Origin of the sequence: Streptomyces sp. NPDC012888, from assembly GCF_042900645.1 — a bacterium.
Taxonomy (GTDB): domain Bacteria; phylum Actinomycetota; class Actinomycetes; order Streptomycetales; family Streptomycetaceae; genus Streptomyces.
Window position 1 is genome coordinate 110751 of record NZ_JBIBBM010000016.1, and the last position, 24483, is coordinate 135233.

Consider the following 24483-nt stretch of genomic DNA (forward strand, 5'->3'; position numbering starts at 1 on the left):
GGCTTGGTGGGCGCCCGGGGGCCCCCGGCACTCCGGGGCTTCCGCCGGACCCGCTCAAACGCCGCTCGGGCTGGAACGGGCCCGGGGCAACGGGCCGGCGCCGGTCGGCACATCCAGCCTCGCCGGCGATTGAGGCGCGGGGGTGCGGGGCGGAGCCCCGCGGGGCACGGCGAAGCCCGCCCGGCCCATGCCCCGGGGCCTCGGCCGGGCCCGCTCAAACGCCGCTCGGGCTTGACGGCCGCGCAGCCCGGTGCCCGGGGGCTTCCGCCCGGCCCGCTCAAACGCCGCTCGGGCTGGAACGGGCCCGGGGCAACGGGCCGGCGCCGGTCGGCACATCCAGCCTCGCCGGCGATTGAGGCGCGGGGGTGCGGGGCGGAGCCCCGCAGGGCACGGCGAAGCCCGCCCGGCCCATGCCCCGGGGCCTCGGCCGGGCCCGCTCAAACGCCGCTCGGGCTTGACGGCCGCGCAGCCCGGTGCCCGGGGGCTTCCGCCCGGTCCGGTCGGGCGCCGGGCGGGGTCGAGCGGGCCCGGGGGCGGGGCCGGGCGGCGGCCGGTCGGGGGTCAGGTCAGGGCGGACTCGAGCTTCGTGGCCAGCGCGGCGGCGGCCGCGGGAGCGAGGGGTTTGCCGTCCGGGTCGACCACGTACACCGTGTCCACGGCGTTCGCGCCCAGCGTCGACACCCGCGCGCTCCGCACCCGCGCCCCCGCCTCCCCCAGCGCCCGCCCGATCCGGTGCAGCAGGCCCAGCGCGTCCGGGGCGCGGACCTCCAGGACCGTGGCGAGGGAGGAGACGTCGGGCACGACCGCGACCCTCGGGGGCGGCGGCACGACCCCCCGCCGGCGCGGGTAGGCCGCCTCGCGGGCCGCGAGCCGGCCCGGGACGTCCAGCGAGCCGTCCAGCGCCCGGACGACGTCCGCCCGCAGCCGCGCGGCCTCGGGCAGCGAGCCGTACTCCGCCGCCACCCGCCAGTTCAGCACGAGCACCTCTCCCGGCAGGCCGGGGAGTTCCATCAGCCGCAGGTCGGCCGCGCGGACCGTCAGGCGGTGCAGCGCCAGGACCCCGGCGACGGCCGGGAGGACGCCGTCCTGGTCGGGGACGGCGACCACCAGCTCCACCCCGACCGCGTCCTCCTCCTGCCGCGCGTGCAGCGTGAGGACGGCCTCGCCGGTCCGCAGGGCCTCCACCGCGAGCCGTTCCTCGTCGGCGCCCGGCGCGGGCGGATCGGCCGCCGGTGCGGCGCCGTCCAGCACGGCCGCCACCCGCCGTACCAGGTCGGCGACGAGCGAGCCCCGCCAGGCCGACCACGCGGCCGGGCCGGTGGCGAGGGCGTCCGCCTCGGTCAGGGCGTGCAGCAGCTCCAGCGTGCCGCGGGAGCCGACGGCGCCGGCGACCGCCCGTACCGTCGCCGGGTCGTCCAGGTCGCGCCGGGTGGCCGTCTCGACCAGGAGCAGGTGGTGGCGTACCAGCGTGGCGAGGACCGCGGCGTCGGCGGGGCCGAACCCCAGCCGGACGGCGACGTCGCGGGCGATGGTCTCGCCGGCCACCGAGTGGTCGCCCGGCCAGCCCTTGCCGATGTCGTGCAGCAGCGCGGCCATCAGCAGCAGGTCCGGACGGCCGACCCGGCGGGTCATGGACGAGGCGCGGACCGCGGTCTCCACCAGGTGCCGGTCCACGGTCCAGGTGTGCACGGGGTTGCGCTGCGGCCGGCACCGGACCCGCTCCCAGTCGGGCAGGAGGCGGGAGACGATCCCCTCCGCTTCCAGGGCCTCCCATACGGGGACGGTCGGCTCGCCCGCGCCCAGCAGCGTGAGCAGCTGTTCACGGGCCTCCGCGGGCCACGGCACCGGCAGCGGGGCGGCCTGCGCGGCGAGCCGCCGTACGGCGTGCCGGGAGACCGGCAGGCCGGCCTGGGCGGCGGCCGCGCCGAGCCGCAGCGGCAGGACGGGGTCGCGGTCCGGCCGGGCGGCCAGTGCCAGGCCCGCCTCGCCGTCCTGCTCGACCACGCCGTCGGCGAGCGGCGCCCGTTCCGGGGCGGCGGCGCCCCGGGAGCCGAGCAGTCCCCGCAGCCGGGGCCGGGCGGCGCGGGCCCGCAGCACCCGGCCGACCTCCCGCCAGGTGACGTCGGCGGCGTACGCGACCACCCCGGCGGCCTCGTACACCTCGCGGAGCAGGGCGTCCGCGTCGAGCAGGCCCAGCCGGGCGGCGACCTGGTCCTGCTCCTGGAGGCTGAGCCGGTCGGCGGCCCGGCCGGTGACGAGGTGCAGTGCGTCGCGGGTGTCGAGCAGCCGGCGCCGGGCCTCGGCGAGGCCCTCGCGGGGGGCGTCGGCGAGCCAGGACGCGGCGACGGCCCGCAGCGCGGTGAGGTCGCGGAGCCCGCCCCTGGCCTCCTTGAGGTCGGGTTCGAGCAGGAAGCGGAGGTCCCCGGAACGTTCGGCCCGTTCGCGGCACAGGGAGTGCAGCTGGGGCAGCCTGCGGGGGGCCTGGTTGCGCCAGTCGGCGAGGACGGCGGTGCGCAGCCCGGTGAGCAGGCCGAGGTCCCCGGCGACGGGGCGGGAGTCCAGCAGGCCGAGGTGGACCTTGAGGTCCTCCCCGGCGGTCCGGCGGGCCTCGGCGGGGGTGCGCACGGAGTGGTCCAGGGCGAGTCCCTGGTCCCAGACGGGGTACCAGATCCGGTCCGCGAGCGCGGCGAGCGCGGCGGCCGGGGCCGTGCCGTCGTGGAGCAGCAGCAGGTCGAGGTCGCTGCGCGGGGAGAGTTCGGCGCGGCCGTAGCCGCCGACGGCGACCAGGGCGGCGCCGCGGACCCCGGTCTCGCGGGCGGCGGCGGTGAAGAGGCCGGTCAGCCAGTCGTCGGTCAGCCGGGCCAGGGCGGCACGCCGGGAAGGCCCGGACCGCGACTCCTCGTGGAGGAGTCGCAGCCGGGCCGCGGCGTATCCGCTGGGTCCCGAGGGGTCGGGCCCGTCCGGGCCCTTCGTCGTGTTCTCGGTGCTCGTCACCCAACGGCTCCCGGGGTCTAGAGGGCGTCCGCGCCGCGTTCGCCGGTGCGGACCCGGACCACGGAGTCGACGGGCACGCTCCACACCTTCCCGTCGCCGATCTTGCCGGTCTGGGCGGCGGCCACGACGACGCCCATGACGTCCTCGGCCGCGTCGTCCTCGACGAGCACCTCGATGCGGATCTTGGGGACGAGGTCGACGGTGTACTCGGCGCCCCGGTAGACCTCGGTGTGGCCGCGCTGGCGTCCGTATCCGCTGGCCTCGGAGACCGTCAGCCCCTGGACGCCGAAGGCCTGCAGGGCGTCCTTGATCTCGTCGAGCTTGTGGGGCTTGACGATCGCGGTGATCAGCTTCATGCGTCGACCTTCTTCGAGTGCTGGACGGCGGGGACGGGGACGGCGGTGCTCCGCGAGGAGGCGCCGCCGCCGGCGCCGCTGAAGTCGTAGGCGGTCTCGGCGTGTTCGACCTGGTCGATGCCGGAGACCTCGTCGTCCTCGCTGACCCGCATCCCGATGGTCCGGTCGAGGAGGAAGGCGAGCACCGCGGACACGACGAGAGAGTAGGCGAGGACCGCGAAGACCCCGACGGCCTGCTTGCCGAGCTGTTCCAGGCCGCCGCCGTAGAACAGGCCCTTGGCCTCGGACTGGACGCCGCCGGTGGCGAAGAGGCCGACGAGGAGGGAGCCGAGGATGCCGCCGACGAGGTGGACGCCGACCACGTCGAGGGAGTCGTCGTAGCCGAACTTGTACTTGAGGCCGACGGCCATGGCGCAGACCAGGCCGGCGATCGCGCCGATGGCGATGGCGCCGAGCGGGGAGCAGGAGCCGCCGGCGGGGGTGATGGCGACGAGGCCGGCGACCGCGCCGGAGGCGGCGCCGAGGGTGGTGCAGGAGCCGTGGCGGAGCTTCTCGTAGCCGAGCCAGGCGAGCATGGCGGCGGCGGTGGCGACCTGGGTGTTGACGAACATGACGGCGCCGATGCCGTCGTCGTTGCCGAGCCAGGAGCCGGCGTTGAAGCCGAACCAGCCGAACCAGAGCAGGCCGGCGCCGAGCATGACCAGCGGGAGGCTGTGGGGGCGCATCGGGTCCTTCCTGAAGCCGACGCGCTTGCCGATGACGAGGATGACGCCGAGGGCGGCGGCGCCGGCGTTGATGTGGACGGCCGTGCCGCCGGCGAAGTCGATGACGCCCATCTCGAAGAGCCAGCCGCCGGCGCCCCAGACCCAGTGGGCGACGGGGAAGTAGACGACGGTGGCCCACAGGACGGTGAACAGGGCCCAGGCGGTGAACTTGACGCGGTCCGCGAGGGCGCCGCTGATCAGGGCGGGGGTGATGACGGCGAACATCAGCTGGAAGACGGCGAAGACGTAGACCGGGATGGTGTAGCCGTCCCAGAGCTGGGTGAGGCCGATGCCGCTGAGGCCGACGTAGTCGGAGGACCAGCCGATGAGGGAGCCGTGGTCGGTGCCGAAGGCGAGGCTGAAGCCGTAGAGCACCCAGAGGATCGTGACGATCCCGAGGCTGATGAAGCTCATCATCAGCATGTTGAGGCTGCTCTTGACGCGGACCATGCCTCCGTAGAAGAAGGCGAGTCCCGGGGTCATCAGCATGACCAGGGCGGAGCAGATGAGCATGAACCCGGTGTTCGCGGCAGACAGCGTCGGGGTGTCTGCGGCAAGGGTCGTGATGGCTGGAGCCATCGGCGTCTCCTCGTCGTCGGTGCGTCGCGTGCGGGCGAGCGTGTGGACCTGAGCGGCGGCGGTTCCGGCCGGACTGCGGGACTGGCCGGTTATGGGCCATGAGATTCGCGCAGGCCGGTTTCCGGCGGTGCCGCCCGGTGTTTCGCGACGGTGACGAGGAGGTCGGCTTTGTTACGGGGTCATGAACGGGTGCGGCCGGGTGCGCGGCGGCGGGCGGCGCACGGGGGGCCGGCCGCGGCGGGGCCCTGGATGATCTGGCGATGGGGGAGCCTGATCGGGCTTCACGGGGTCCGCGCCGTGGCCGGGGTCTCTAGACGGCCTCCGCCGATTCGGGGAGGCGGGCGGCGAGGTGGTCGGTGAGCCGGACCACCTCGGCGAGGTGCCCGTATTCGCGGGCGGCGGTGTCGACGGTCTTGCGGAGCCGGGTGTTCACCCGTTCGGACCGCACTTTTCCGGCCACGTCCAGGGCCTGGTCGACGAGGACGGTGGCCTGCTCGGGTTCGCGCTGGAGCAGGTGGACGGTGGCCATGCCGATCAGGTTGAGGGCGTAGGAGCGCTGGTGCTCCTGGTCCTTGGCGAAGAGTTCGACGGCCCGCTCCATGACGGGTTCGGCGAGGGAGGCGTACATGGGGCTGCGGCCGGCGACGTAGGCGAGGTCGCGGTAGGAGTGGGCGTTCTCGCCGTTGAGCTCGGCCTCGGAGAAGAACCGGATCCAGTCGGGTTCGGGTTCGGTCTCGCCGCCGAAGCCGACGTCCCCGAAGGTGTCCTCGGCCATCCGGACGGCCCGCTTGCAGCGGCTGGGCTGGCCCATGTTGGCGTAGGCGCGGGCCTCCATCGCATACAGCATGGCCTGGGTGCGGGGGCCGGCGCAGTCCCGGCTGCCGTACTGGGCGAGGTGGATGAGTTCGAGGGCGTCCTCGGGGCGGCCCAGGTGGATCATCTGCCGGCTCATGCTGGACAGGATGTAGGAGCCGAGCGGCTTGTCCCCGGCCTCCTTCGCGGCGTGCAGGGCGAGGACGAAGTACTTCTGCGCGGTGGGGTGCAGGCCGATGTCGTAGCTCATCCAGCCGGCGAGCTCGGCGAGTTCCGCGGCGACCTTGAACAGGCGCTTGGCGACCGGCGCGGGGTGGTTCTCCTGGAGCAGGTCGGTGACCTCGTGGAGCTGGCCCACCACGGCCTTGCGGCGGAGTCCGCCGCCGCACTGCGCGTCCCACTTGCGGAACATCACGGTGGTGCATTCGAGGAGGTCGAGCTCCGGTCCGGAGAGCCGCGGCGGGCGGTGTCCGGCGAAGGCCGCCGGCCCTTGCTCGCGCGGTCCGGGGTCGGCGGCCGGGACCGGGACGAGCCAGCGCTGCATGGGCTCGATGAGGGCGGGGCCGGCGGAGAGGGCGAGCGAGGTCCCGAGGAAGCCGCGGCGGGCGAGCATGAGGTCGCTGCGGGAGAACTCGCCGAGCAGGGCGACGGTCTGCGGGCCGGCCCAGGGCAGGTCGACCCCGGAGACGGAGGGGGTCTGGTGGGCGGTGCGCAGGCCGAGGTCCTCGATCGCGACCACGGCGCCGAAGCGTTCGGAGAACAGCTCGGAGAGGATGCGCGGGACGGGCTCGCGGGGTTGTTCACCATCGAGCCAGCGGCGCACCCGGGACGTGTCGGTGCTGATGTGGTGGGCGCCCATCTGACGGGCGCGCCGGTTCACCTGGCGGGCGAGTTCGCCCTTGGACCAGCCGCTTCGCACGAACCAGGACGTGAGCTGCTCGTTGCGGGCCGACGGCTCTGCGGTCGCGTTCGTTCCGCTTGCGTCGTTGCCGCTCACTGGAACGCCCCCATCCGCTCTGCCTCCACACACGAAAACCCTGACGGGGCCCGCGCGGGCCGCCACGGACCTTCACAGGTCCTTCACCGTTTGCCTCCGGCATACCCACGATCGGGGCCGTCCGGCGGGTTCGTGCACCGAAAGTAATCCTACGATCACCCCTCCGGCGAGGCCGATCGCGGAATCGCCACCATTCGCCACCCCTTCGAATGAACTCGCCACCCGCCGGGCGCGATTCACTGGACGTCAGGCCGCCGCGGCTGGCATGGCAGGGCAGTGCGAGACGCGGAGCGGCCCGCGTAACCACCGGCCGGGCGGACCCGTTGGAGGGGGCATGGGCATGGGCTTCACGATCGGCGGCAGCCGGGTGACCAAGGAGTTCCGGACCGGCGCCCGGCGGCGCGGACGGATGTCGGAGTGCACCGCGGTGGCGGAGTACACCGGGCTGTGGGGCTGGGACGCGGTGCCCGGAGCGCGGGCCGCGGGCCCCCGCCGGGGCTGTTCCTGCGGTGACGGCGCGTGCAGTGCGCCGGGGGCGCACCCGCTGGCCTTCGCGCCGGAGCTCGCGGCGGGCGCGACGCTCGACGAGGCGACCGAGGCCTGGGCGGACTTCCCCGGCGCGGCGGTGCTGCTGCCCGCCGGGCGGTCCTTCGACGTGATCGAGGTGGCGGAGGAGGCGGGCCGCCGGGCGCTGGTCCGGCTGGAGCGCATGGGTCTGCCGCTCGGTCCGGTGACCGCGACCCCGGACGGCCGGGCCCAGTTCTTCGTGGCCCCCGGCGCGGCCCAGGAGCTGCCGCAGCTGCTGTACCGGATGGGCTGGGACGACGCCGGCCTGGACCTGTGCGCGCGGGGCGCCGGCTCGTACGTGACCGCCCCGCCCTCGGACCACGCGGGCCTGGGCCCGGTGTCCTGGCTGCGCCCGCCGACCCTGGACACCGCGGGGCGCCCGCCGCAGGCCCGGCTGCTGCTGGGCACGCTGGCCTACATCTGCCACCGCTTCCAGCGGTAGCGCGCCCGGCGGGTACGCGAGGGCCCCCGCCGCTTCCCTGACGGGAGCGGCGGGGGCCCTGGACTGCGTGGCGGGACGGCGGGTCAGTCGCCGATGAGCGCGTCCACGAACGCCGCGGGCTCGAAGGGGGCGAGGTCGTCCGGGCCCTCGCCCAGGCCGACCAGCTTGACGGGGACGCCCAGCTCGCGCTGGACCGCCACCACGATGCCGCCCTTGGCGGTGCCGTCGAGCTTGGTGAGCACGATGCCGGTGATGTCCACGACCTCGGCGAAGACGCGGGCCTGCATCAGGCCGTTCTGGCCGGTGGTGGCGTCCAGGACCAGCAGGATCTCGTCGAGCGGGCCGTGCTTCTCCACGACGCGCTTGACCTTGCCGAGCTCGTCCATCAGGCCGGTCTTGGTGTGCAGCCGGCCGGCGGTGTCGATCAGGACGACGTCCGCGCCCTCGGCGATGCCCTCCTTGACCGCGTCGAAGGCGATGGAGGCGGGGTCGCCGCCCTCGGGGCCGCGCACGGTGCGCGCGCCCACCCGCTCGCCCCAGGTCTGCAGCTGGTCGGCGGCCGCGGCGCGGAAGGTGTCCGCCGCGCCGAGGACCACGCTGCGGCCGTCGGCGACCAGGACGCGGGCCAGCTTGCCCGTGGTGGTGGTCTTGCCGGTGCCGTTGACGCCGACGACCATGACCACGCCCGGGGTGTCCGTGCCGCTCTCGGTCTTCACCTCGCGGTCCATGTCGGGACCGATGAGGGCGATGAGCTCCTCGCGCAGCAGGCCGCGCAGCTCCTCCGGGGTGCGGGTGCCGAGCACCCTGACCCGCTCGCGGAGCCGGTCGACCAGCTCCTGGGTGGGGACCACGCCGACGTCGGCGGTGAGCAGGATCTCCTCGATCTCCTCCCAGGTGTCCTCGTCGAGGTGCTCGCGGGACAGGAGCGTGAGGAGGCCCTTCCCGAGGGAGTTCTGCGACCGGGCGAGCCGGGCGCGGAGGCGGACCAGGCGGCCGGCGGTGGGCTCGGGCACCTCGATCGCGGGAGCGGCGGGCTCCTCCACGACCTCGGGCACGGCCTCGGCCGGGGCCTCGGGAGCCGCGGCCTCCGCCTCGGGGAGCACGACCTCCTCGACGGTCCGGCGGGGCTCTTCCACCGTCGGGGCGGCGTCCTCCCCCACCTGCGGTTCGGCGGGCGGGGCAGTGATGGTCGGCGTGCTCGTCGGGGCGGACGGGGGCAGCTGCTTCTTCTTGCGGCTGCCGATCACGAGCCCGCTGATCGCGCCGACCGCGACCAGGGCGATGACTACGGCAAGGATGAGGATGTCCATAACGGATTCAGTATGCGCGAACGCGGCGGCGCCCCTCCGTTTCCCCGGCCGGGCCCCGCCGTGGACCGGCGATCCGGACATGTGGGATTTCACAGGGTCGTAAGCGTCTGTTTGTGTTCATCCCGGCAAATCCATGATGATGGGTCACTCCTCCCGGATCCCCCCATCGGAGCACGCATGCCTGCCGAGTCGTCCACCGGTGCCGCCGACGGCGCGATAGAAACCCGCGGCCTGGAGCCCGTCCCCGACGGGGAACGCTCCGGCCGCGTCCGCGAGCTCGTCCCGACCTGGGTGGCCGCCAACATCAGCGTGCTGCTGCTGACCATGGGGGCCGGCCTGGTCATCTTCAACGGGCTGAACTTCTGGCAGGTGCTGGTGGTCGCGGTCGCCGCGCCGGTCCTGTCGTACGGGCTCGTGGGGCTGATCTCGATCGCGGGCAAGCGCGGCGGCGCGCCGGGCATGGCGCTGTCACGGGCCGTCTTCGGGCAGCGCGGCAACCTCTTCCCCGGGTCGCTGATCTGGGTCGCGCGCTGGGGCTGGGAGACCATCAACGCGGTCAGCGGCGCCTACGCCCTGCTGACCGTCCTGGACCTGCTGTTCGGCGTGAAGAGCGGCACCGCGCTGATCGTGGTCACCCTGCTGCTGTTCGTGGGCTGCACCTTCCTGGTGTCCGGGCTGGGCATCAACGCGCTGCGGGTGTGCTCGAGGTGGTCGACCTGGCTGTTCGGCGGGTTCAGCGTGCTGGTCCTGGGCTTCCTGGTCGTCGACACCGACTGGGGCGCCGTGTTCGGCAAGCCGGCCGGCTCCACGGCGATGATGATCGCGGGCATCGGGACCATCGCGGCGGGCGGCATCAGCTGGGTCCCGTCCGGCCCGGACTTCACCCGCTACCTGCCGCGCACCGCCTCCTCCCGGGGCGTGGTCGGCGCCACCGTCGGCGGTGCGGCCGTCGTGGTCGTCCCGATGGTCCTGATGGGCGCGGTGATGGCGGTGGGCACCCCGGACCTGGCCTCGGCGCAGGACCCGGTGTCCTTCATCGGCGAGCTGCTGCCGACGTGGATCGCGGTCCCGTACCTGCTGATCGCCCTGGTGGGCATGCTGCTGATCAACTCGATGTCCATGTACTCGGCCGGGTTCACCGCGCAGACGCTGGGGATCCGGGTGCCGCGGACCTGGGCGGTGAGTGTGAACGCGCTGATCAGCCTGGTCTTCGGGTTCCTGCTGATGGTGGTGGCCACCAGCTTCTTCGGTTCCTTCATCTCCTTCCTGACCCTGCTGGCGGTGGCGTTCTCCGCCTGGATCGGCGTGTTCGGCGTGGACATGCTGCGCCGCCGCTCGTACGACGGCGCGGCGCTGATGGACACCACCCCGGCCGGCGCGTACTGGTACCGGGGCGGGTTCGCCTGGCAGGCCATGGCCGCCTGGGCCGCCGCGCTGGCGGTGGGGCTGCTGTTCACGAAGGTCGACTGGTTCGCGGGGCCGCTGGCCGGCACCTGGATCGGCGAGAACGGCCTGGGCTGGGCGGCCGGGATCCTCACCTCCGGCGCGCTGTACGCCGTACTGCCGCGGGCGGCGGCGGGCGGGGACGCGCCGGCCGGCGGGGCCGGGGAGCGGGCGGAGCGGGAGCCCGCCGGGGCCCTGTCCAACTGACGCCACGTCAGCTAACGTCCCCTTCCGCCACCCACACCCGGCGGAGGGGGACCTTCCCATGCCCATCACCGTGGCCCGGTTCAATCTCGTCGACCCGAACGGCACCCCCGAGACCCTGTCGGCCCGCTACCGGGCGGCCCTGGAGATGGCGCGGTACGCGGACGACCGCGGGGTCGACACGGTGCAGACGGAGGAGCACCACGGCACGGACAACAACTGGCTGCCCTCCCCCTTCGCCTTCGCGGGGGCGGTCCTCGGCGCGACCCGCCGCATCGCGGTCACCGTCTCCGCGATCATCGGGCCGCTGCACGACCCGCTGAAGGTGGCCGAGGACGTCGCGGTACTGGACCTGATCGGCGCCGGGCGGCTGGTGACGGTGGCCGGGATCGGCTACCGGCCGGAGGAGTACGAGCAGCACGGGGTGGAGTGGGGCCGGCGGGGCCGGCTCCAGGACGAGCTGCTGGAGACCCTGCTGAAGGCGTGGACCGGGGAACCGTTCGAGTTCCGCGGCCGTACGGTCCGGGTCACCCCGCGCCCGTTCACCCGGCCGCACCCGCTGCTGCTGGTCGGCGGCAGCTCGAAGGCGGCGGCCCGGCGGGCGGCGCGGCTGGGCCTGCCGTTCTTCCCCAGCGCGCACCTGCCGGAGCTGGAGGCGTACTACCAGGAGCGGCTGGCGGAGTACGGCACGGAGGGCTTCTGCATGATGCCGGCGGCGCGGACCCCGCTGCTGCACGTGGCGGAGGACCCGGACCGGGCCTGGGCCGAGTACGGGGAGCACTTCCTGCACGAGGCGGCCACGTACGCCTCCTGGCAGTCCAAGGACATCCGCTCGGCGGTGCGTTCCACCGCGCGGACGGTCGGGGAACTGCGCGCGGAGGGGGTCTACCGGATCCTGGCGCCCGAGGAGGCGGTGGCCTTCGCGCAGGAGGCCGGCGAGGCGGGGAACCTGGTGCTGCACCCGCTGTGCGGCGGGATGCCGGTGGACGAGGGCTGGCGGAGCCTGCACCTGCTGTGCGAACAGGTGCTGCCCCGGCTCGCGGACGGCTAGGTCCGCGCCGGGGCAGCGCCCTCGTGCAGAGGAGTGGGGCGTATGGGCGGGGAGTGGTTACCCCATCTCCTCCAACGCCTTGCCCTTGGTCTCCGGCACCCACCTGAGGATGAAGGGGATCGAGAGCACGGCGAAGATCGTGTAGATCACGTAGGCGCCGGACAGGTTCCAGTCGGAGAGCGACGGGAAGGTCACGGTGATCACCCAGTTGGCGATCCACTGGGCCGAGGCGGCCACGCCCAGGGCGGCGGCCCTGATCCGGTTGGGGAACATCTCGCCCAGCAGCACCCAGACGACCACGCCCCAGGAGAGGGCGAAGAAGAGCACGAAGGCGTGGGCGGCGAGCAGGGCGACGGTGCCCTGGAGGTCGGGCATGGAGATGTCGTCGCCGGTTCCGGTCTTGTACGAGAAGGCCCAGGCGGCGAGGCCGAGGGAGAACGCCATGCCGACCGAGCCGATCAGCGCGAGCGGCTTGCGGCCGATCCGGTCCACGAAGATCATCGCGATCACCGTGCCGATGATGTTGATGATCGACGTGGTGAAGGAGTAGAAGAACGAGCTGGTCGGGTCGATGCCCACGGACTGCCACAGCGAGGAGCTGTAGTAGAAGATCACGTTGATGCCGACGAGCTGCTGGAAGACGGACAGGCCGATGCCGACCCAGACGATGGGCAGCAGGCCGAAGCGGCCGCCGAGCAGGTCCCTGAAGGTGGACTTGTGCTCGGAGCGCATGGCGAGCTCGATCTCGTGGACGCGGGCGTCCAGGTCGACCTTGGAGCCCTCGACCTCGGCCAGCACCTTCTTGGCCTGTTCGGTGCGGCCCGCCGAGACCAGGAAGCGCGGCGACTCGGGGATCACGAAGGAGAGCAGGCCGTAGAGGGCGGCCGGGATGACCATGACGCCCAGCATCCACTGCCAGGCCTCCAGGCCGCCGACCTCGCCGCGCTGGTCGCCGTCCGCGAGGTTGAGGATGCCCCAGTTGACGAGCTGGGAGACGGCGATGCCGATCACGATGGCCGCCTGCTGGAAGGAGGCGAGCCGACCGCGGTAGGCGGCCGGTGAGACCTCGGCGATGTAGGCGGGGCCGATGACGGACGCCATGCCGATGGCGAAGCCGCCGACGACCCGCCACGCGGCGAGGTCCCACAGGGCGAACGGGAGGGCGGAGCCGAGCGCGCTGGCGGTGAAGAGCAGCGAGGCGATCTGCATGCAGCGGATGCGGCCGATGCGGTCGGCGATCCGGCCGGCGGTGGCGGCGCCGATGGCGCAGCCGATCAGGGCCGCGGCGATCACCTGGGCGAGGGCTTCCGAGCCGACGTCGAAGCGCTCCCGGATGGCTTCGACGGCGCCGTTGATGACGGAGCTGTCGTAGCCGAAGAGGAATCCGCCCATGGCGGCGGCCGCGGTGATGAAGATGACGTGGCCGAGGTGGTCGGGGTGGGGACCCCCGCCGCCGGGCGCCGGCGCCTTCGCTGTGCTGGTCAAGGTGTGCTCCGTGGGGTTCTTGTCCGTTCTCCTAGTGGCGCACAGTTCAAGATCGGGCACCACTCGGAGCCGGGAGGCAGCGCAGCGAGCTTATGTGTTCATTTTCTGAAGTCAAGACCGCGAGCCAAGTTCCCCTGACGTTGACATCATTCAAGTCTTGAAGAGAGCTTCAGCGAAGGCGCTGGCTGATGACCTTCGACACCCCGTCGCCCTGCATGGACACGCCGTAGAGCGCGTCGGCGACCTCCATGGTCCGCTTCTGGTGGGTGATCACGATCAGCTGGGAGCTCTCCTGGAGCTCCTCCATGATCCGGATCAGCCGCTGGAGGTTGGTGTCGTCGAGGGCCGCCTCGACCTCGTCCATCACGTAGAAGGGGCTGGGCCGCGCCTTGAAGATGGACACCAGGAGGGCGACGGCCGTCAGCGAGCGCTCGCCACCGGACAGCAGCGACAGCCGCTTGACCTTCTTGCCGGGCGGGCGGGCCTCCACGTCCACCCCGGTGGCCAGCATGTCACCGGGATCGGTCAGCACCAGCCGGCCCTCGCCGCCGGGGAACAGCCTGGAGAAGACCCCCTCGAACTCCCGGGCCGTGTCCCGGTACGCCTCGGTGAACACCTGCTCCACCCGCTGGTCCACCTCCTTCACGACCTGAAGGAGGTCGGCCCTGGTCTTCCGCAGGTCGTCGAGCTGCTCGCTCAGGAACTTGTGCCGGTCCTCCAGCGCCGCGAACTCCTCCAGCGCCAGCGGGTTGACCTTCCCCAGCTGCTGGTACGCCCGCTCGGCGGCCCTGAGCCGCTTCTCCTGCCGGTCCCGTACGAAGGCCTCCGGCCGGTTGCGCGGGTGCCCCGGGTCCTCCGGCAGCACCTCCCCCTCGGCCGGCGGTGCGGGCGGCACCGGCTGGTCGGGCCCGTACTCCGCGACCAGTGCGGCCGGCTCCACGCCGAGCTCCTCCAGCGCCCGGGTCTCCAGCTGCTCGACGCGCAGCCGCTTCTCGGCGCCCAGCACCTCGCCCCGGTGCACGGAGTCGGTCAGCTTGTCGAGCTCGCCCTTGAGCTCGCGGCCCCGGTCGCGGGCGGCGGCGAGCTCGCGCTCCCGCAGCTCCCGCGCGTGTTCGGCGTCCGTCTTCTCCTGCTCGGCGCGGCGCAGCGAGACCTCGATGTGCGCGAGCAGCTGGCGGGCGCCGTCCGCCACGGCGGCGGCCACCTCGGCCTCGTGCCGCAGCCGGGCCCGGCGCCGCTCGGCCCGCGCACGGGCCTCCCGTTCTGCGCGGGCGGCCCGGTCCAGCGCGTCGGCCCGGCCGGCCAGCCCCTTGACGCGTTCCTCGTGGGTGCGCAGCTGGAGCCGGGCCTCCATCTCGGTCTGCCGGGCGTTGGCGCCGTCGGCGGCCAGCCGGTCCCGGGCGGCCGTGTCGGGCTCGTCCGGTACCGGCGTCTCCTCCGCCGCGGCGAGCCGCTCCGCGCACTCCTCGACCTCCAGCAGCGCCGCCTCCAGGGCCTCCCGCGCCTTCGCCGCGGCGGCGGCGCCGCGCTCCGCCTCACCGGCCGCGCCCTTGGCCTGACCGGCCAGCCGGCCGAGCTGCTGGGCCGCCTGCGCCCGGGCTCCCTCCACGGCCCGGCGGCGCTCGGCCAGCTCCTCCACGCGCTCGGCGCACGCGGCGCGCCGTTCCTGCGCCTGGCGCAGCACGCCGGCCAGTTCGCCGCACCGTACGTCGAGCCCGGCCAGCTCGCGGGCGGCCGCGTCCACCTCGGCCTGCACCTCGATGAGGCTCGGCGCCCCGGCGGAGCCGCCGTGCGCGAGGTGCGCCCCGAGGACGTCGCCGTCGGCGGTGACGGCGGTGAGCCCGGGATGGTCCCGGACCAGGGCCTCCGCCTCGTCGAGGCCGGCGACGACCACGCAGTCGCGGAGCACCTCAGCGAGGGTCCGCAGCAAGCCGGGGTCGCCCTGGACCAGTTCCGCGGTGGCGGTACGGGTGGGCGGGGCCGGCGCCGGTGCGGCGGCTGCGACGGCGACCTGGCCGGTCAGCCGCGCGGCGCCCTCCGGGGCCGGGGCGGCCGCGACGGTCAGGCCCGGGACCGAGGCGGGGGAGCCGGTGGCCGCGGCTGTCGGGGCGGGCAGCCGGGCGGCGCCCTCCGAGACGGCGGCGGCTGCGGCGGCGGAGTCGGCCGGGGCGTGGGCCGCGAAGTCGGCCGGGGGCTGGGCCGCGGTGCCGGCCGGGGACTCGGCCGCGGTGCCGGGCGGCCGGGCGGGGCCCGGCAGCTGCGCCCCGGCGGCCGGAGCGGAGGCGATCAGGAAGGCGGCACGGCCCCCGTCGGTCTCCCGCAGGTGCCGGATGGCCAGGGCCGCCGCCTGCGGGGTGGCCACCGCCAGGGCGTCCGCCGCCGCGCCGAGGGCGGCCGCCACGGCGATCTCGTAGCCGGGCGTCACGGTGAGGCGCTCCGCGGCGGGGCCGAGCAGCCCGGTGAGCCGGTCCCGGGCCGCGAGAAGCGCGCCGGTGCCGTCCTTGCGGCGCAGCCCCGGCGCGAGCGCGTCGTGCCGGGCGGACACCGCGGCCCTGCTGCGCTCGGCGGCGGTCACCTCGTCCCGGGCGGTGGCCACCGCCGCCTCGGCCTCCGCGAGGGCCGCGCGGGCCGCCTCGTACTCCTCGGTCAGGGCCGCCTCCGGGCCGTCCGGCTCCACTTCCGCGGCCAGGGCCTCGTACTCCTCGGCCGCCGCGACCGCCCGGGCCTCCGCCTCGTCGCGGGCCGCCACCAGCCGGTCGATCTCCGCCTGGGCGGCGCCGGCCCGGGAGCGGGCCGCGCCCAGCCTGCCGGTGAGCCGGGCCAGGCCCTCGCGGCGGTCGGCGATGGCGCGGGCCGCGTCCCGCAGCCGGCGCTCCTCCTCCGCCAGCGCCCGCTCCAGCTCGGCCCGGTGCTCGACGGTGTCCTCCAGGGCGCGGCTGGCCGCTTCCAGAGCGGCCGTCAGTTCCGCTTCCTGCTCCCGGACACGGGCGGCCTCCCGCTCCAGGTCCTCCGGGTCGCGGCCGCGCCGCTCGTCCTCGCCCGGCGCGGCGGTGGCGCTGCGGACCCGGGCCTGGGCCAGCGACTCGGTGCCGCGGACCCGTTCGGCCAGCTGGGACAGCTCGTACCAGGTCTGCTGGGCCCGCTGGACGCGCGGGCTGAGCTCCCGTACGGCGGACTCCAGTTCGGCCTCGCGGCGCAGCGCGAGCTCCAGTTCGGCCTCCGCGGCCTCCTTGCGCTCCTTGAGGGCGGCCTCGTCGGCGACCTCCGCCGCCAGCGCGGAGCGCAGGGTGACGAGGTCGTCGGCGAGCAGCCGCAGCCGGGCGTCGCGCAGGTCGGCCTGGATGACCGCGGCCCGGCGGGCCACCGCGGCCTGCCTGCCGAGCGGTTTGAGCTGCCGGCGCAGTTCCTCGGTGAGGTCCTGGACGCGGGCCAGGTTGGCCTGCATGGCGTCCAGTTTGCGGAGGGCCTTCTCCTTGCGCTTGCGGTGTTTGAGGACGCCGGCCGCCTCCTCGATGAAGGCGCGGCGGCCCATCGGGTCGGCGTGCAGGACGGAGTCGAGCTGGCCCTGGCCGACGATGACGTGCATCTCCCGGCCGATGCCGGAGTCGGAGAGGAGTTCCTGGATGTCCAGCAGCCGGCAGGTGTCCCCGTTGATCTGGTACTCGCTGCCGCCGTTGCGGAACATCGTGCGGGTGATGGTGACCTCGGCGTACTCGATCGGCAGGGCGCCGTCGGAGTTGTCGATGGTCAGGGACACCTCGGCGCGGCCGAGCGGAGGGCGGCCGGTGGTGCCGGCGAAGATGACGTCCTCCATCTTGCCGCCGCGCAGCGACTTCGCCCCCTGCTCACCCATGACCCAGGAGAGCGCGTCCACCACGTTGGACTTGCCGGAGCCGTTGGGGCCGACGACACAGGTGATGCCGGGCTCGAAGCGCAGGGTGGTGGCGGAGGCGAAGGATTTGAATCCGCGCAGGGTCAGGGCCTTGAGGTGCACGCCGCCGGACTCTACCTTTCACGTTCGGTTTCACCCATGAAGGTGCAGGGCACATTCGACGTTAATGGAGATCACTCGGACGGGCGGGCGGCGCGGCGCGGCGCCGTGCGGGGCGCCGGGAGCGGGAAAAGAAAGAAGGGACGCCGAGGCGTCCCTTGCAGATCGTGCTGTGTTCGGGGCTGGAGTCGAACGACGAGAGCGCGGATCAGGTGAGCGCAGGCTCCGCCTTGGGTACGTCGATGTCGATGCTGTCCAGCAGCGAGTCTCCGTGCTGAGCGGCGGCCGTCAGCGCGTCGTTCTCGGACTGAATCCGTACGAGCTCGGACTCGAGGTCCTGGACGCGCTGCTGAAGCCGTCGCATCTCGGCGAGGAGTCGCGGGTCGGAACCGCCGACGTAACCGAGAAGCGCCTTTGCCATGATGGATGGTCCTCCACACTGAGTGACCGACCGAAGCGGTGTGGGTCGTGAGGGTTCGCACCCGCGGTGCCCGGCAGTGCCCGTCAGTCACTGCGCTACTACTCTCGACACTGCCAAACAGCTCAGGTGCGCGGGGACTTCCAGCGTCTCACCAAAAAGTTTGACGGTCAACACGATCACGCCCCGTATCGGCGGGCATCCCGGGCCGGTGGAGGGGTTCGGCGATCACCCTCGGCCACGAGCCTTCCACGAAAGCCTGATCGCGGCAACGTATACGCAGATCAGCACATGATCATTCGATGAGGTCAGCGAATGGCGAATCCGTCATATCCACCGCGCGGAGTGCCCCAGATCTCAGTCACTCCGTCGACCCGGCCGGGCGTGTCGGAAGATCGAAGCCATTCCAGCAGACGGTGGCAATTCTCACGTTGACCTTCGGCCACGACCTGTACCCGGCCGTCGTCCAGATTCAGGGCGAATCCGGTCAGTCCGCCGATCTCCAGGGCGTTCTCCCTGGTGAACCAGCGGAAGCCCACTCCCTGTACGCGGCCGCGTACCCACGCGGTCATTCGGACATCCTCGTTCATGCCCGAACGCTATCCGCGCGTTCGTCCGCGGGTCGCATCGGGCCCGGCCCTCATGGCGTACAGTCGCCGACCAATGAACTCACCCGTTTGGGTGAGTAAAGGTCGATCTTGGAGGGTACGGCCCCATGGGACGCCACCGACTCCCCGCGACGCGCCGCACCCGGCGCGGCGGCACCGCTGTGCGCAACGGCCTGCTCGGTGCGGGCGCGGCGGTGGTACTGGGCACGGCCGCGGTGACCACGGGCGTCGTCCCGGTCGGCAGCGCCTTCCCGTACGTGGGCACCGGGAGCGCGGACGAGGAGCGTCCCGCCGAGGCCGGGCCCAAGCCCTCCCCGGGCGGCGGCGCCCTGACCCCGCAGGGCGGTCTGGCGAACCTCTCGGGCCGTTCCCCTTCGCCCGAGTCGGCGAGCGGCACCCGTGCGGCCGCCTCCCCCAAGCCTTCGGCGCCGGCTTCGCCGTCCGCCTCCGCGCCGTCCCCGGCTCCGGCCTCCCCGACCCCCTCGGCCCCGTCGCCCTCACCCTCGGCCCCGGCCTCCGCCTCCGCTCCGGCGAAGCCGGCTCCGGCGCCCTCCACGAAGGCCCCGGAGAAGCCGAAGGCGAAGCCGACCCCGCCGGTCGCGCCGCCGGTCGCCCCGTCGGTCGCCCCGTCGAAGCCCGTGGTCGCGGCCCCGCCCGTGCCCACCGGCCACTCCGCCGAGGAGGCCGCCGTACTCGCCCTGGTCAACCAGGAGCGCGCGGCGGCCGGCTGCCCGGCCGTCCGGGCCAACCCCCCGCTGGCCGCGCTGGCCGGGGCGTTCAGCAAGGACATGGCCCAGCGGAGCTTCTTCGACCACACCGACCCGGACGGGGACACCCCGTGGGCCCGCGCGGCCCAGGCCGGCATCTCCGGCCTGGGCGGCGAGAACATCGCCCGCGGCCAGGGCGACGCCGCCTCGGTGATGAAGTCCTGGATGAACAGCCCCGGCCACCGGGCGAACATCCTCAACTGCGAGTTCCGCACCCTGGGCGTCGGCATGTACGACGCCCAGGGCGGCCCCTGGTGGACCCAGAACTTCGGCTTCTGAGTCCAGCCCCCGGTGGCGCGGGTCAGGGACCAGCCACCGGCGACGCCTCACGTCCACCGCTGGATGACCTGCGGGGGCACCTCGGGGGCCGGCCAGACCTGGATGCGGACCTTCTCGGTGGTCTCGGGGCTCTTGTCGGAGTTCGACTTCCGCCTCGGTGGCCCGCGCCAGGTTGCTCCGGGACACGCGGATGCGGTTCCAGCCCGGGAGGACATGGAAGGTCGCCGCGGCCGGCGCGTGGTCCGTGCACCCCGGGACCGTCAGCCGCCCCCGCGAGACGTCGAGGCCGGCTTCGACGACGTGGTCGAAGCCGGCACACTGCCACGCAGCAGTGACAGGGGAAGGGGCCGGGTCTGGGACCCGGCCCCTTCCTCTTGCTGCTTCCGCCCCCGGTGACGTGGTCAGGCGGAGGCGAGGGCCGCGCGGCCGGCGGCGAAGACGCGGGCCGTCTCGGCGACGCGGCGGCCGAGGTGTTCGGCGGTCGCCACGTCGGCCTTGTGGACGGCCTCGGGGCCCTCGTCGGAGTTGCTCTGGGCGGCCGCGCCGGAGAAGAAGCCGAGCCGGTTCAGGTCGTTCTCGGAGCCGGTGGAGGAGTTCCAGCCCGGCTTGAGGCCCAGGTTGACCCAGCTCATGCCGTGCTGCGCGGCGAGGGTCTGGAAGAACTGCAGGGTGTGCAGCTTGTCGCCGCTCTTGGAGCCGGAGTTGGTGAACCCGGCCGCCAGCTTGTCCTGCCAGGCGTCGGCGAACCAGCGCTTCGAGGTGGCCTCGGCGAAGACGTGGAAGGCACCGGAGGCGGTGCCCATGTAGGTCGGGGAGCCGAAGACGATCGCGTCGGACGCGTCGAGGAGCTCCCACTGCGCGTCGTCGATCTCGTCGACCTTGATCAGGTGCACGGTGGCGCCGGCCTCGGCGGCCCCGTTGCGCACGGCCTCGGCGATGACGGCGGTGTGGCCGTAGCCGGAGTGGTAGGCGATCGAGACGACAGGGGTGTTCGCGGACAAGGCCGTTCTCCCATCAGGGGTGGTTAGTGCGATGAGGAAAGGAAAGCACTAACTTTTTGAAAGCGCAAGCGTTCGCATTGCGCTCACCCTCGGATAGCACTTCCTGTCGGAGGGCGCTGCCCGGGAGTACGCTGGAGGTATGGACGCCACGACACGCACCGGGACCGACAGCGACGACCTCGCCTACGACGTCTTCGCGCGCGCCTGCCCGTCCCGCGAGACGCTGGAGCACGTGACGGGGCGCTGGGGCAGCCTGACGGTGAGCGCCCTGTACGACGGGGCGTGCCGGTTCAACGAGCTGCGCCGGCGGGTGGACGGGGTGAGCGAGAAGATGCTCTCCCAGACCCTGCACGCGCTGGAGCGCGACGGCATCGTGCACCGCGAGGCCCAGCCCACCAACCCGCCCCGGGTGGATTACGAGCTGACCCCGATGGGCCGGGAGGTCGCGGAGCGGCTGCTGTCCCTGATCCGGTTCCTGGAGAGCAGCACGCCGGGCGTGCTGGAGGCCCGGGAGCGTTACGACGCGGTGCGCGGCGGCCGCTGACAGCGCGGGCAGAAGTAGCTGGAGCGGTTCATCCAGGGACGGCGGCGCATGGGCGTGCCGCAGCGGCGGCAGGGCTCGTCCTCGCGCCCGTAGGCGTCGAGCGAACGGTCGAAGTAGCCCGACTCGCCGTTGACGTTGACGTACAGGCTGTCGAAGCTGGTGCCGCCCACCGCCAGGGCGGCGTTCATGACGTCCCGGACGTGGCCGAGGAGCTCGGCGCTCCGGGGGCGGGTGAGGGTGGCGGTGGGGCGCTCGTAGTGGAGCCTGGAGCGCCACAGCGCCTCGTCGGCGTAGATGTTGCCGACACCGCTGATCAGCGACTGGTCGAGCAGGGCGCGCTTGAGGGTGGTCCGCTTGGCGCGCAGCGCCAGGTGGTAGGCGGTCTCGTCGAACAGCGGGTCCAGGGGGTCGCGGGCGATGTGCGCGATGACGTCGGGCAGTGCCTCGGGGCTTCCGGGGACGGTGTCGTGCAGGGAGAGCCCGCCGAAGGTCCGCTGGTCCACGAACCTCAGCTCGGTCCCGGCGGCGTCCGCGAACCGCACGCGGATGCGCAGGTGCTTCTCGTCGGGGGCCCCGGACGGCTGGACGAGCAGCTGCCCGCTCATGCCCAGGTGGCCCAGGACCGACTGCTCCTGCCCCTCCAGCGGCAGCCACAGGTACTTGCCGCGCCGCTGCGGCACGCCGAGGGTCCGCCCGGTCAGCCTGACCGCGAAGTCCTCCCCGCCTGCCGTGTGCCGGCGTACGGCGCGGGGGTGCAGCACCTCGACCTCGGCCACGGTCCGCCCGGCCACCCAGCGCTCCAGCCCGCGCCGGACGACCTCGACCTCGGGCAGTTCGGGCACGGGTGGCTCCTCGGGACTGGCGTCCGTACCGGTGGCGGACGGGGTGGGCGGACGGGGCTCGTACGGGTGAGCGTACGGAACCGCCCGCCTCCCCTGGAGCGGGGGGCGGGCGGTCCGTCGAAGGAAACGCGAAGGAAGGCGTCAGGCCGGCTGTGCCGGATCGGCGGGCGTCGGGACGCCGCCGTCCGCGGTCGCGACCGAGGCGGCGGCCGCCGCCTCGGTCTTGGCCCGCTCGTCCGCAGCCGCGCGGATCGCGCGCCAGGCGGACTCGGCTGCCTGCTGTTCCGCTTCCTTCTTGCTGCGGCCGGTGCCGGTGCCGTACGAGACACCACCGACGCGGGCGGCAGCGGTGAAGGTCTTCTCGTGGTCCGGGCCGGTCTCGGTGACGAGGTACTCGGGTACACCGAGGCCCTCGGCCGCCGTCAGCTCCTGGAGGCTGGTCTTCCAGTCCAGGCCGGCACCGAGGTTCGAGGACTTCTCGATCAACGGGTCGAAGAGCCGGTGGACCAGCTCAGAGGCCGCGTCGAGGCCCTGGTCGAGGTAGACCGCGCCGATCACCGCTTCGAGGGTGTCGGCGAGGATGGAGGCCTTGTCCCGGCCGCCCGTGCCCTCTTCGCCCCGGCCGAGCCGGATGAAGGAGCCGAGTTCCAGGCCGCGTCCGACCTCCGCCAGTGCACGCGAGTTGACCACCGCGGCCCGCAGCTTGGCCAGCTGGCCTTCGGGCAGGTCCGGGTGGGTCCGGTACAGCGTGTCCGTGACCACCAGGCCGAGCACCGAGTCCCCGAGGAACTCCAGCCGCTCGTTGGTGGGCAGACCGCCGTTCTCGTACGCGTACGAGCGGTGGGTCAGCGCACGCACCAGAAGGGCGGACTCGAGCTGATAGCCGAGCCGCCCTTCCAGAAGCGTGTGGGACGAGGCCGCGTTGTTGCTGTCCGCCTGCTTTTTGTCGCCGGCAAGCTCAGACATTGCGCCTCTCACCAGCCGCTCAGACCTCGAGGACCTGGCGCTTGTTGTAGGTGCCGCAGCTCGGGCACGCGATGTGCTGCTGCTTCGGCTCCTGGCAACGCTCGCACGAAACCAGGGGGGTGACCGCAGCCTTCCACTGCGACCGGCGGTGGCGCGTGTTGCTGCGCGACATCTTCCGCTTCGGAACAGCCACGGCTACTTCTCCTGCTTCTCGTCGACGCCGGATGCGGCGCCGCTCATGTTGTCCTTCTCGTCGTCCTGATCGGTCACGACGAGTCCCTGCAGTGCCGCCCAACGGATGTCGACGGCGTCGTGGTGGTGGTCCGGGTCGTCATTCAGGCTGGCCCCGCAGTCGGGGCACAGACCGAGACAGTCCTCCCGGCACACCGGCTGCAGCGGCAGTGCGAGCACCACCGCGTCCCGCAGCACGGGTTCGAGGTCGAACAAGCCGTCCTCGAGGAAGAGCATGCCCTCGTCATCCTCGGCGTCGTCGCCGGCGTCCGCCTTGGGGCGGCCCCGGTCGTCGGCGTCAGGGTACGAGAACATCTCCTGGAAATCCGCGTCGAGCTCGCGCTCCACGGACTCCAGACACCTTACGCACTCCCCCTGGACGGTTCCACGGGCGGTGCCTGTGACAAGCACCCCTTCCATGACCGACTCCAGGCGGAGGTCGAGCTCGATGGGAGCGCCTTCCGGCACTCCGATGACCCCGTCGAGACCGAAGTCCGCCGGAGCCGGGATCTCGCGGGACAGCCGCTGCATGGCACCAGGACGCCGACCCAGCTCGTGCGTGTCGAACACGAGGGGGTTGCGGTGGTCGAGGCGGGTGTTCAGGGCCGTTCCTGCTTTCGAGAAGATCGTGTCCGCGTGCTTTTGGGCACGCGAGAGGGCGGCGCATACGCGCGACCGAAGAGCCAGGATACCCGGCGCTCCGCTCTGAGCCCAATCCGGACCGGATCCGTCGCTAGCGGCCCTGTTCGTACTGGCGCAGCTGGTCCAGGTTGATCATGCTCGTGTCGAAGAAGCTGGTCTCGTCGAGCGCCGCCTGCGGGTGCTGCTGGTGCTGCTGCGGGTGGTGGTGCTGGGCCTGGTGCTGCGGGTCCTGCTGGTAGGCCGCGTACGGGTCGGCCTGGCCGGGCTGCGGGTAGCCGCCGTAGGGGTCGGCCTGCGGGTGCTGGTAGCCGGGGTAGGGGTCCTGGTAGGCGTAACCGTCGGGTACCGGCTGCGACTGGTGCTGCTGGTAGCCGTACGCGTCGTAGACCGGCTGCTGCGGCACCGGCGCGACGGGGGCGGGCGCCGGCTCCGGGTCCGGCTCCGCCAGCGCGGCCAGGAAGTCGGCGTCGGCTGCCGTGCGCGACTGCGGCGCACCGGCGGCGTCCCGTGCGGCGATGTGGGCGCCCAGGTCGTCGGTGGGCACACGGCCCTGGAGCTTCTGCCGGCCGCGGCCGACCGCCTCCAGGGTCTTGGCCAGCACCGCCTCGAAGGTGGCGAGCTTGGCGGAGATGTACTCCTCCGCGGACCCGTGGCCCTCGTCGGTGGCCTCGCCGGCCAGCAGTTTCTCGCGACCCCGGTCCACCGAGCCGATGGTCTTGGTGAGCACGACCTCGAAGTTGGCGAGCTTGCTGTCCACGTAGTCGTCGGCCTCGGCGCGGATCTCGGCGGCCTCCCGGCGGGCCTCGGCGAGGATGCGGTCCGCCTCGTCCCGGGAGCGCCGGGCGACCTCGGTGTCGGAGATTAGCGAACCCCGCTGGGCGTGCGCCGACTCGATGATCCGCTCGGCCTCCAGGCGGGCCTCCTCGACCAGCTGCTCCCGTCCGCCGATCAGTTCCCGGGCCTGTGCGAGGGAGCCCGGCAGGGCCTCCCGCACCTCCTGGAGCATGCCGAGCAGCTCGGCCCGGTTGACCACGCAGGAGGCCGACATGGGCATGGACCGGGCGCCGCCGACCGCCGCGACGATCTCGTCGAGCTTCTTCTGCACGTCCATACGGGCTCGCACTCTCTCGGCCCCGGGTGGTTCCCGAGACGGACGGGACGACTGTAAGGCCACGGCCGGAGGCCCGGG

The 24483-nt window shown here is 73.4% G+C and carries 20 protein-coding genes; 5 read left to right on the forward strand and 15 right to left on the reverse strand.

Going from position 1 to position 24483, the window contains the following annotated elements; genetic code table 11:
• Nucleotides 1-561 precede the first annotated feature (561 nt).
• The 4 genes from ACFY61_RS25670 to ACFY61_RS25685 form a co-directional block, all read right to left on the reverse strand.
• Nucleotides 562-2994, reverse strand: coding sequence for a [protein-PII] uridylyltransferase (locus ACFY61_RS25670; protein ID WP_389475504.1), 2433 nt, complete (start codon nt 2992-2994; stop codon nt 562-564).
• A 17-nt stretch (nt 2995-3011) separates the two neighbouring features.
• Entirely contained in the window at nt 3012-3350 is a 339-nt protein-coding gene (locus ACFY61_RS25675; protein ID WP_389475506.1) for a P-II family nitrogen regulator, read from the reverse strand.
• The gene (locus tag ACFY61_RS25680; RefSeq protein ID WP_389475508.1) at nt 3347-4693 is read right to left on the reverse strand and encodes an ammonium transporter; all 1347 of its coding nucleotides are present in this window, start codon (nt 4691-4693) and stop codon (nt 3347-3349) included. Before ACFY61_RS25680 ends, ACFY61_RS25675 begins: the two co-directional genes overlap by 4 nt.
• A gap of 310 nt (nt 4694-5003) precedes the next feature.
• Nucleotides 5004-6503, reverse strand: a complete 1500-nt coding sequence (locus ACFY61_RS25685) for a hypothetical protein (protein ID WP_389475510.1) — start codon at nt 6501-6503, stop codon at nt 5004-5006.
• A 340-nt stretch (nt 6504-6843) separates the two neighbouring features.
• On the opposite strand from ACFY61_RS25685, the gene ACFY61_RS25690 reads away from it, so the two are divergent.
• Nucleotides 6844-7512, forward strand: coding sequence for a bifunctional DNA primase/polymerase (locus ACFY61_RS25690; RefSeq protein WP_389475512.1), 669 nt, complete (start codon nt 6844-6846; stop codon nt 7510-7512).
• A gap of 83 nt (nt 7513-7595) precedes the next feature.
• On the opposite strand, the gene ftsY is transcribed toward ACFY61_RS25690, so the two are convergent.
• Nucleotides 7596-8822, reverse strand: coding sequence for a signal recognition particle-docking protein FtsY (gene ftsY / locus ACFY61_RS25695; protein WP_389475514.1), 1227 nt, complete (start codon nt 8820-8822; stop codon nt 7596-7598).
• 177 nt (nt 8823-8999) lie between these two features.
• On the opposite strand from ftsY, the gene ACFY61_RS25700 reads away from it, so the two are divergent.
• Nucleotides 9000-10472 carry a cytosine permease gene (locus ACFY61_RS25700; RefSeq protein WP_389475516.1) on the forward strand — a complete coding sequence of 491 codons (1473 nt, stop codon included), beginning with the start codon at nt 9000-9002 and terminating at the stop codon, nt 10470-10472.
• Between the two features lie 58 nt (nt 10473-10530).
• A complete protein-coding gene (locus ACFY61_RS25705) occupies nt 10531-11520 on the forward strand; it encodes an LLM class flavin-dependent oxidoreductase (RefSeq protein ID WP_389475518.1) in 990 nt (329 codons plus the stop codon).
• 57 nt (nt 11521-11577) lie between these two features.
• Here the strand turns inward: ACFY61_RS25705 and ACFY61_RS25710 are convergent, their stop codons facing one another.
• The 4 genes from ACFY61_RS25710 to ACFY61_RS25725 form a co-directional block, all read right to left on the reverse strand.
• Nucleotides 11578-13005, reverse strand: a complete 1428-nt coding sequence (locus ACFY61_RS25710; RefSeq protein WP_389475520.1) for a sugar porter family MFS transporter — start codon at nt 13003-13005, stop codon at nt 11578-11580.
• A gap of 169 nt (nt 13006-13174) precedes the next feature.
• Nucleotides 13175-16999 carry an AAA family ATPase gene (locus ACFY61_RS25715; RefSeq protein WP_389475522.1) on the reverse strand — a complete coding sequence of 1275 codons (3825 nt, stop codon included), beginning with the start codon at nt 16997-16999 and terminating at the stop codon, nt 13175-13177.
• A gap of 205 nt (nt 17000-17204) precedes the next feature.
• On the reverse strand, nt 17205-17417 hold the full coding sequence (locus tag ACFY61_RS25720; protein ID WP_389475524.1) for a hypothetical protein: 213 nt from the start codon (nt 17415-17417) through the stop codon (nt 17205-17207).
• Between the two features lie 305 nt (nt 17418-17722).
• Nucleotides 17723-18004 carry an acylphosphatase gene (locus ACFY61_RS25725; protein ID WP_389475526.1) on the reverse strand — a complete coding sequence of 94 codons (282 nt, stop codon included), beginning with the start codon at nt 18002-18004 and terminating at the stop codon, nt 17723-17725.
• A gap of 125 nt (nt 18005-18129) precedes the next feature.
• On the opposite strand from ACFY61_RS25725, the gene ACFY61_RS25730 reads away from it, so the two are divergent.
• Entirely contained in the window at nt 18130-19068 is a 939-nt protein-coding gene (locus ACFY61_RS25730) for a CAP domain-containing protein (RefSeq protein ID WP_389475527.1), read from the forward strand.
• A gap of 401 nt (nt 19069-19469) precedes the next feature.
• Here the strand turns inward: ACFY61_RS25730 and ACFY61_RS25735 are convergent, their stop codons facing one another.
• The gene (locus tag ACFY61_RS25735; protein ID WP_389475529.1) at nt 19470-20069 is read right to left on the reverse strand and encodes a flavodoxin family protein; all 600 of its coding nucleotides are present in this window, start codon (nt 20067-20069) and stop codon (nt 19470-19472) included.
• Between the two features lie 139 nt (nt 20070-20208).
• Here ACFY61_RS25735 and ACFY61_RS25740 point away from each other — a divergent pair, with 139 nt between their 5' ends.
• Nucleotides 20209-20613, forward strand: a complete 405-nt coding sequence (locus tag ACFY61_RS25740; RefSeq protein WP_389475531.1) for a winged helix-turn-helix transcriptional regulator — start codon at nt 20209-20211, stop codon at nt 20611-20613.
• On the opposite strand, the gene mutM is transcribed toward ACFY61_RS25740, so the two are convergent.
• The 5 genes from mutM to ACFY61_RS25765 form a co-directional block, all read right to left on the reverse strand.
• A complete protein-coding gene (gene mutM / locus ACFY61_RS25745) occupies nt 20586-21455 on the reverse strand; it encodes a bifunctional DNA-formamidopyrimidine glycosylase/DNA-(apurinic or apyrimidinic site) lyase (RefSeq protein ID WP_389475533.1) in 870 nt (289 codons plus the stop codon). The genes ACFY61_RS25740 and mutM overlap by 28 nt on opposite strands.
• A 141-nt stretch (nt 21456-21596) precedes the next feature.
• Nucleotides 21597-22421, reverse strand: coding sequence for a ribonuclease III (gene rnc, locus ACFY61_RS25750; protein WP_389475535.1), 825 nt, complete (start codon nt 22419-22421; stop codon nt 21597-21599).
• Nucleotides 22422-22440: 19 nt separating this feature from the next.
• Entirely contained in the window at nt 22441-22614 is a 174-nt protein-coding gene (gene rpmF / locus ACFY61_RS25755) for a 50S ribosomal protein L32 (RefSeq protein ID WP_030676011.1), read from the reverse strand.
• Nucleotides 22615-22616: 2 nt separating this feature from the next.
• The gene (locus tag ACFY61_RS25760) at nt 22617-23279 is read right to left on the reverse strand and encodes a YceD family protein (RefSeq protein WP_389475653.1); all 663 of its coding nucleotides are present in this window, start codon (nt 23277-23279) and stop codon (nt 22617-22619) included.
• 106 nt (nt 23280-23385) lie between these two features.
• Nucleotides 23386-24405: a cell division initiation protein gene (locus ACFY61_RS25765; protein WP_389475537.1), complete on the reverse strand. Its 1020-nt coding sequence runs from the start codon at nt 24403-24405 to the stop codon at nt 23386-23388.
• Between the last annotated feature and the right edge of the window lie 78 nt (nt 24406-24483).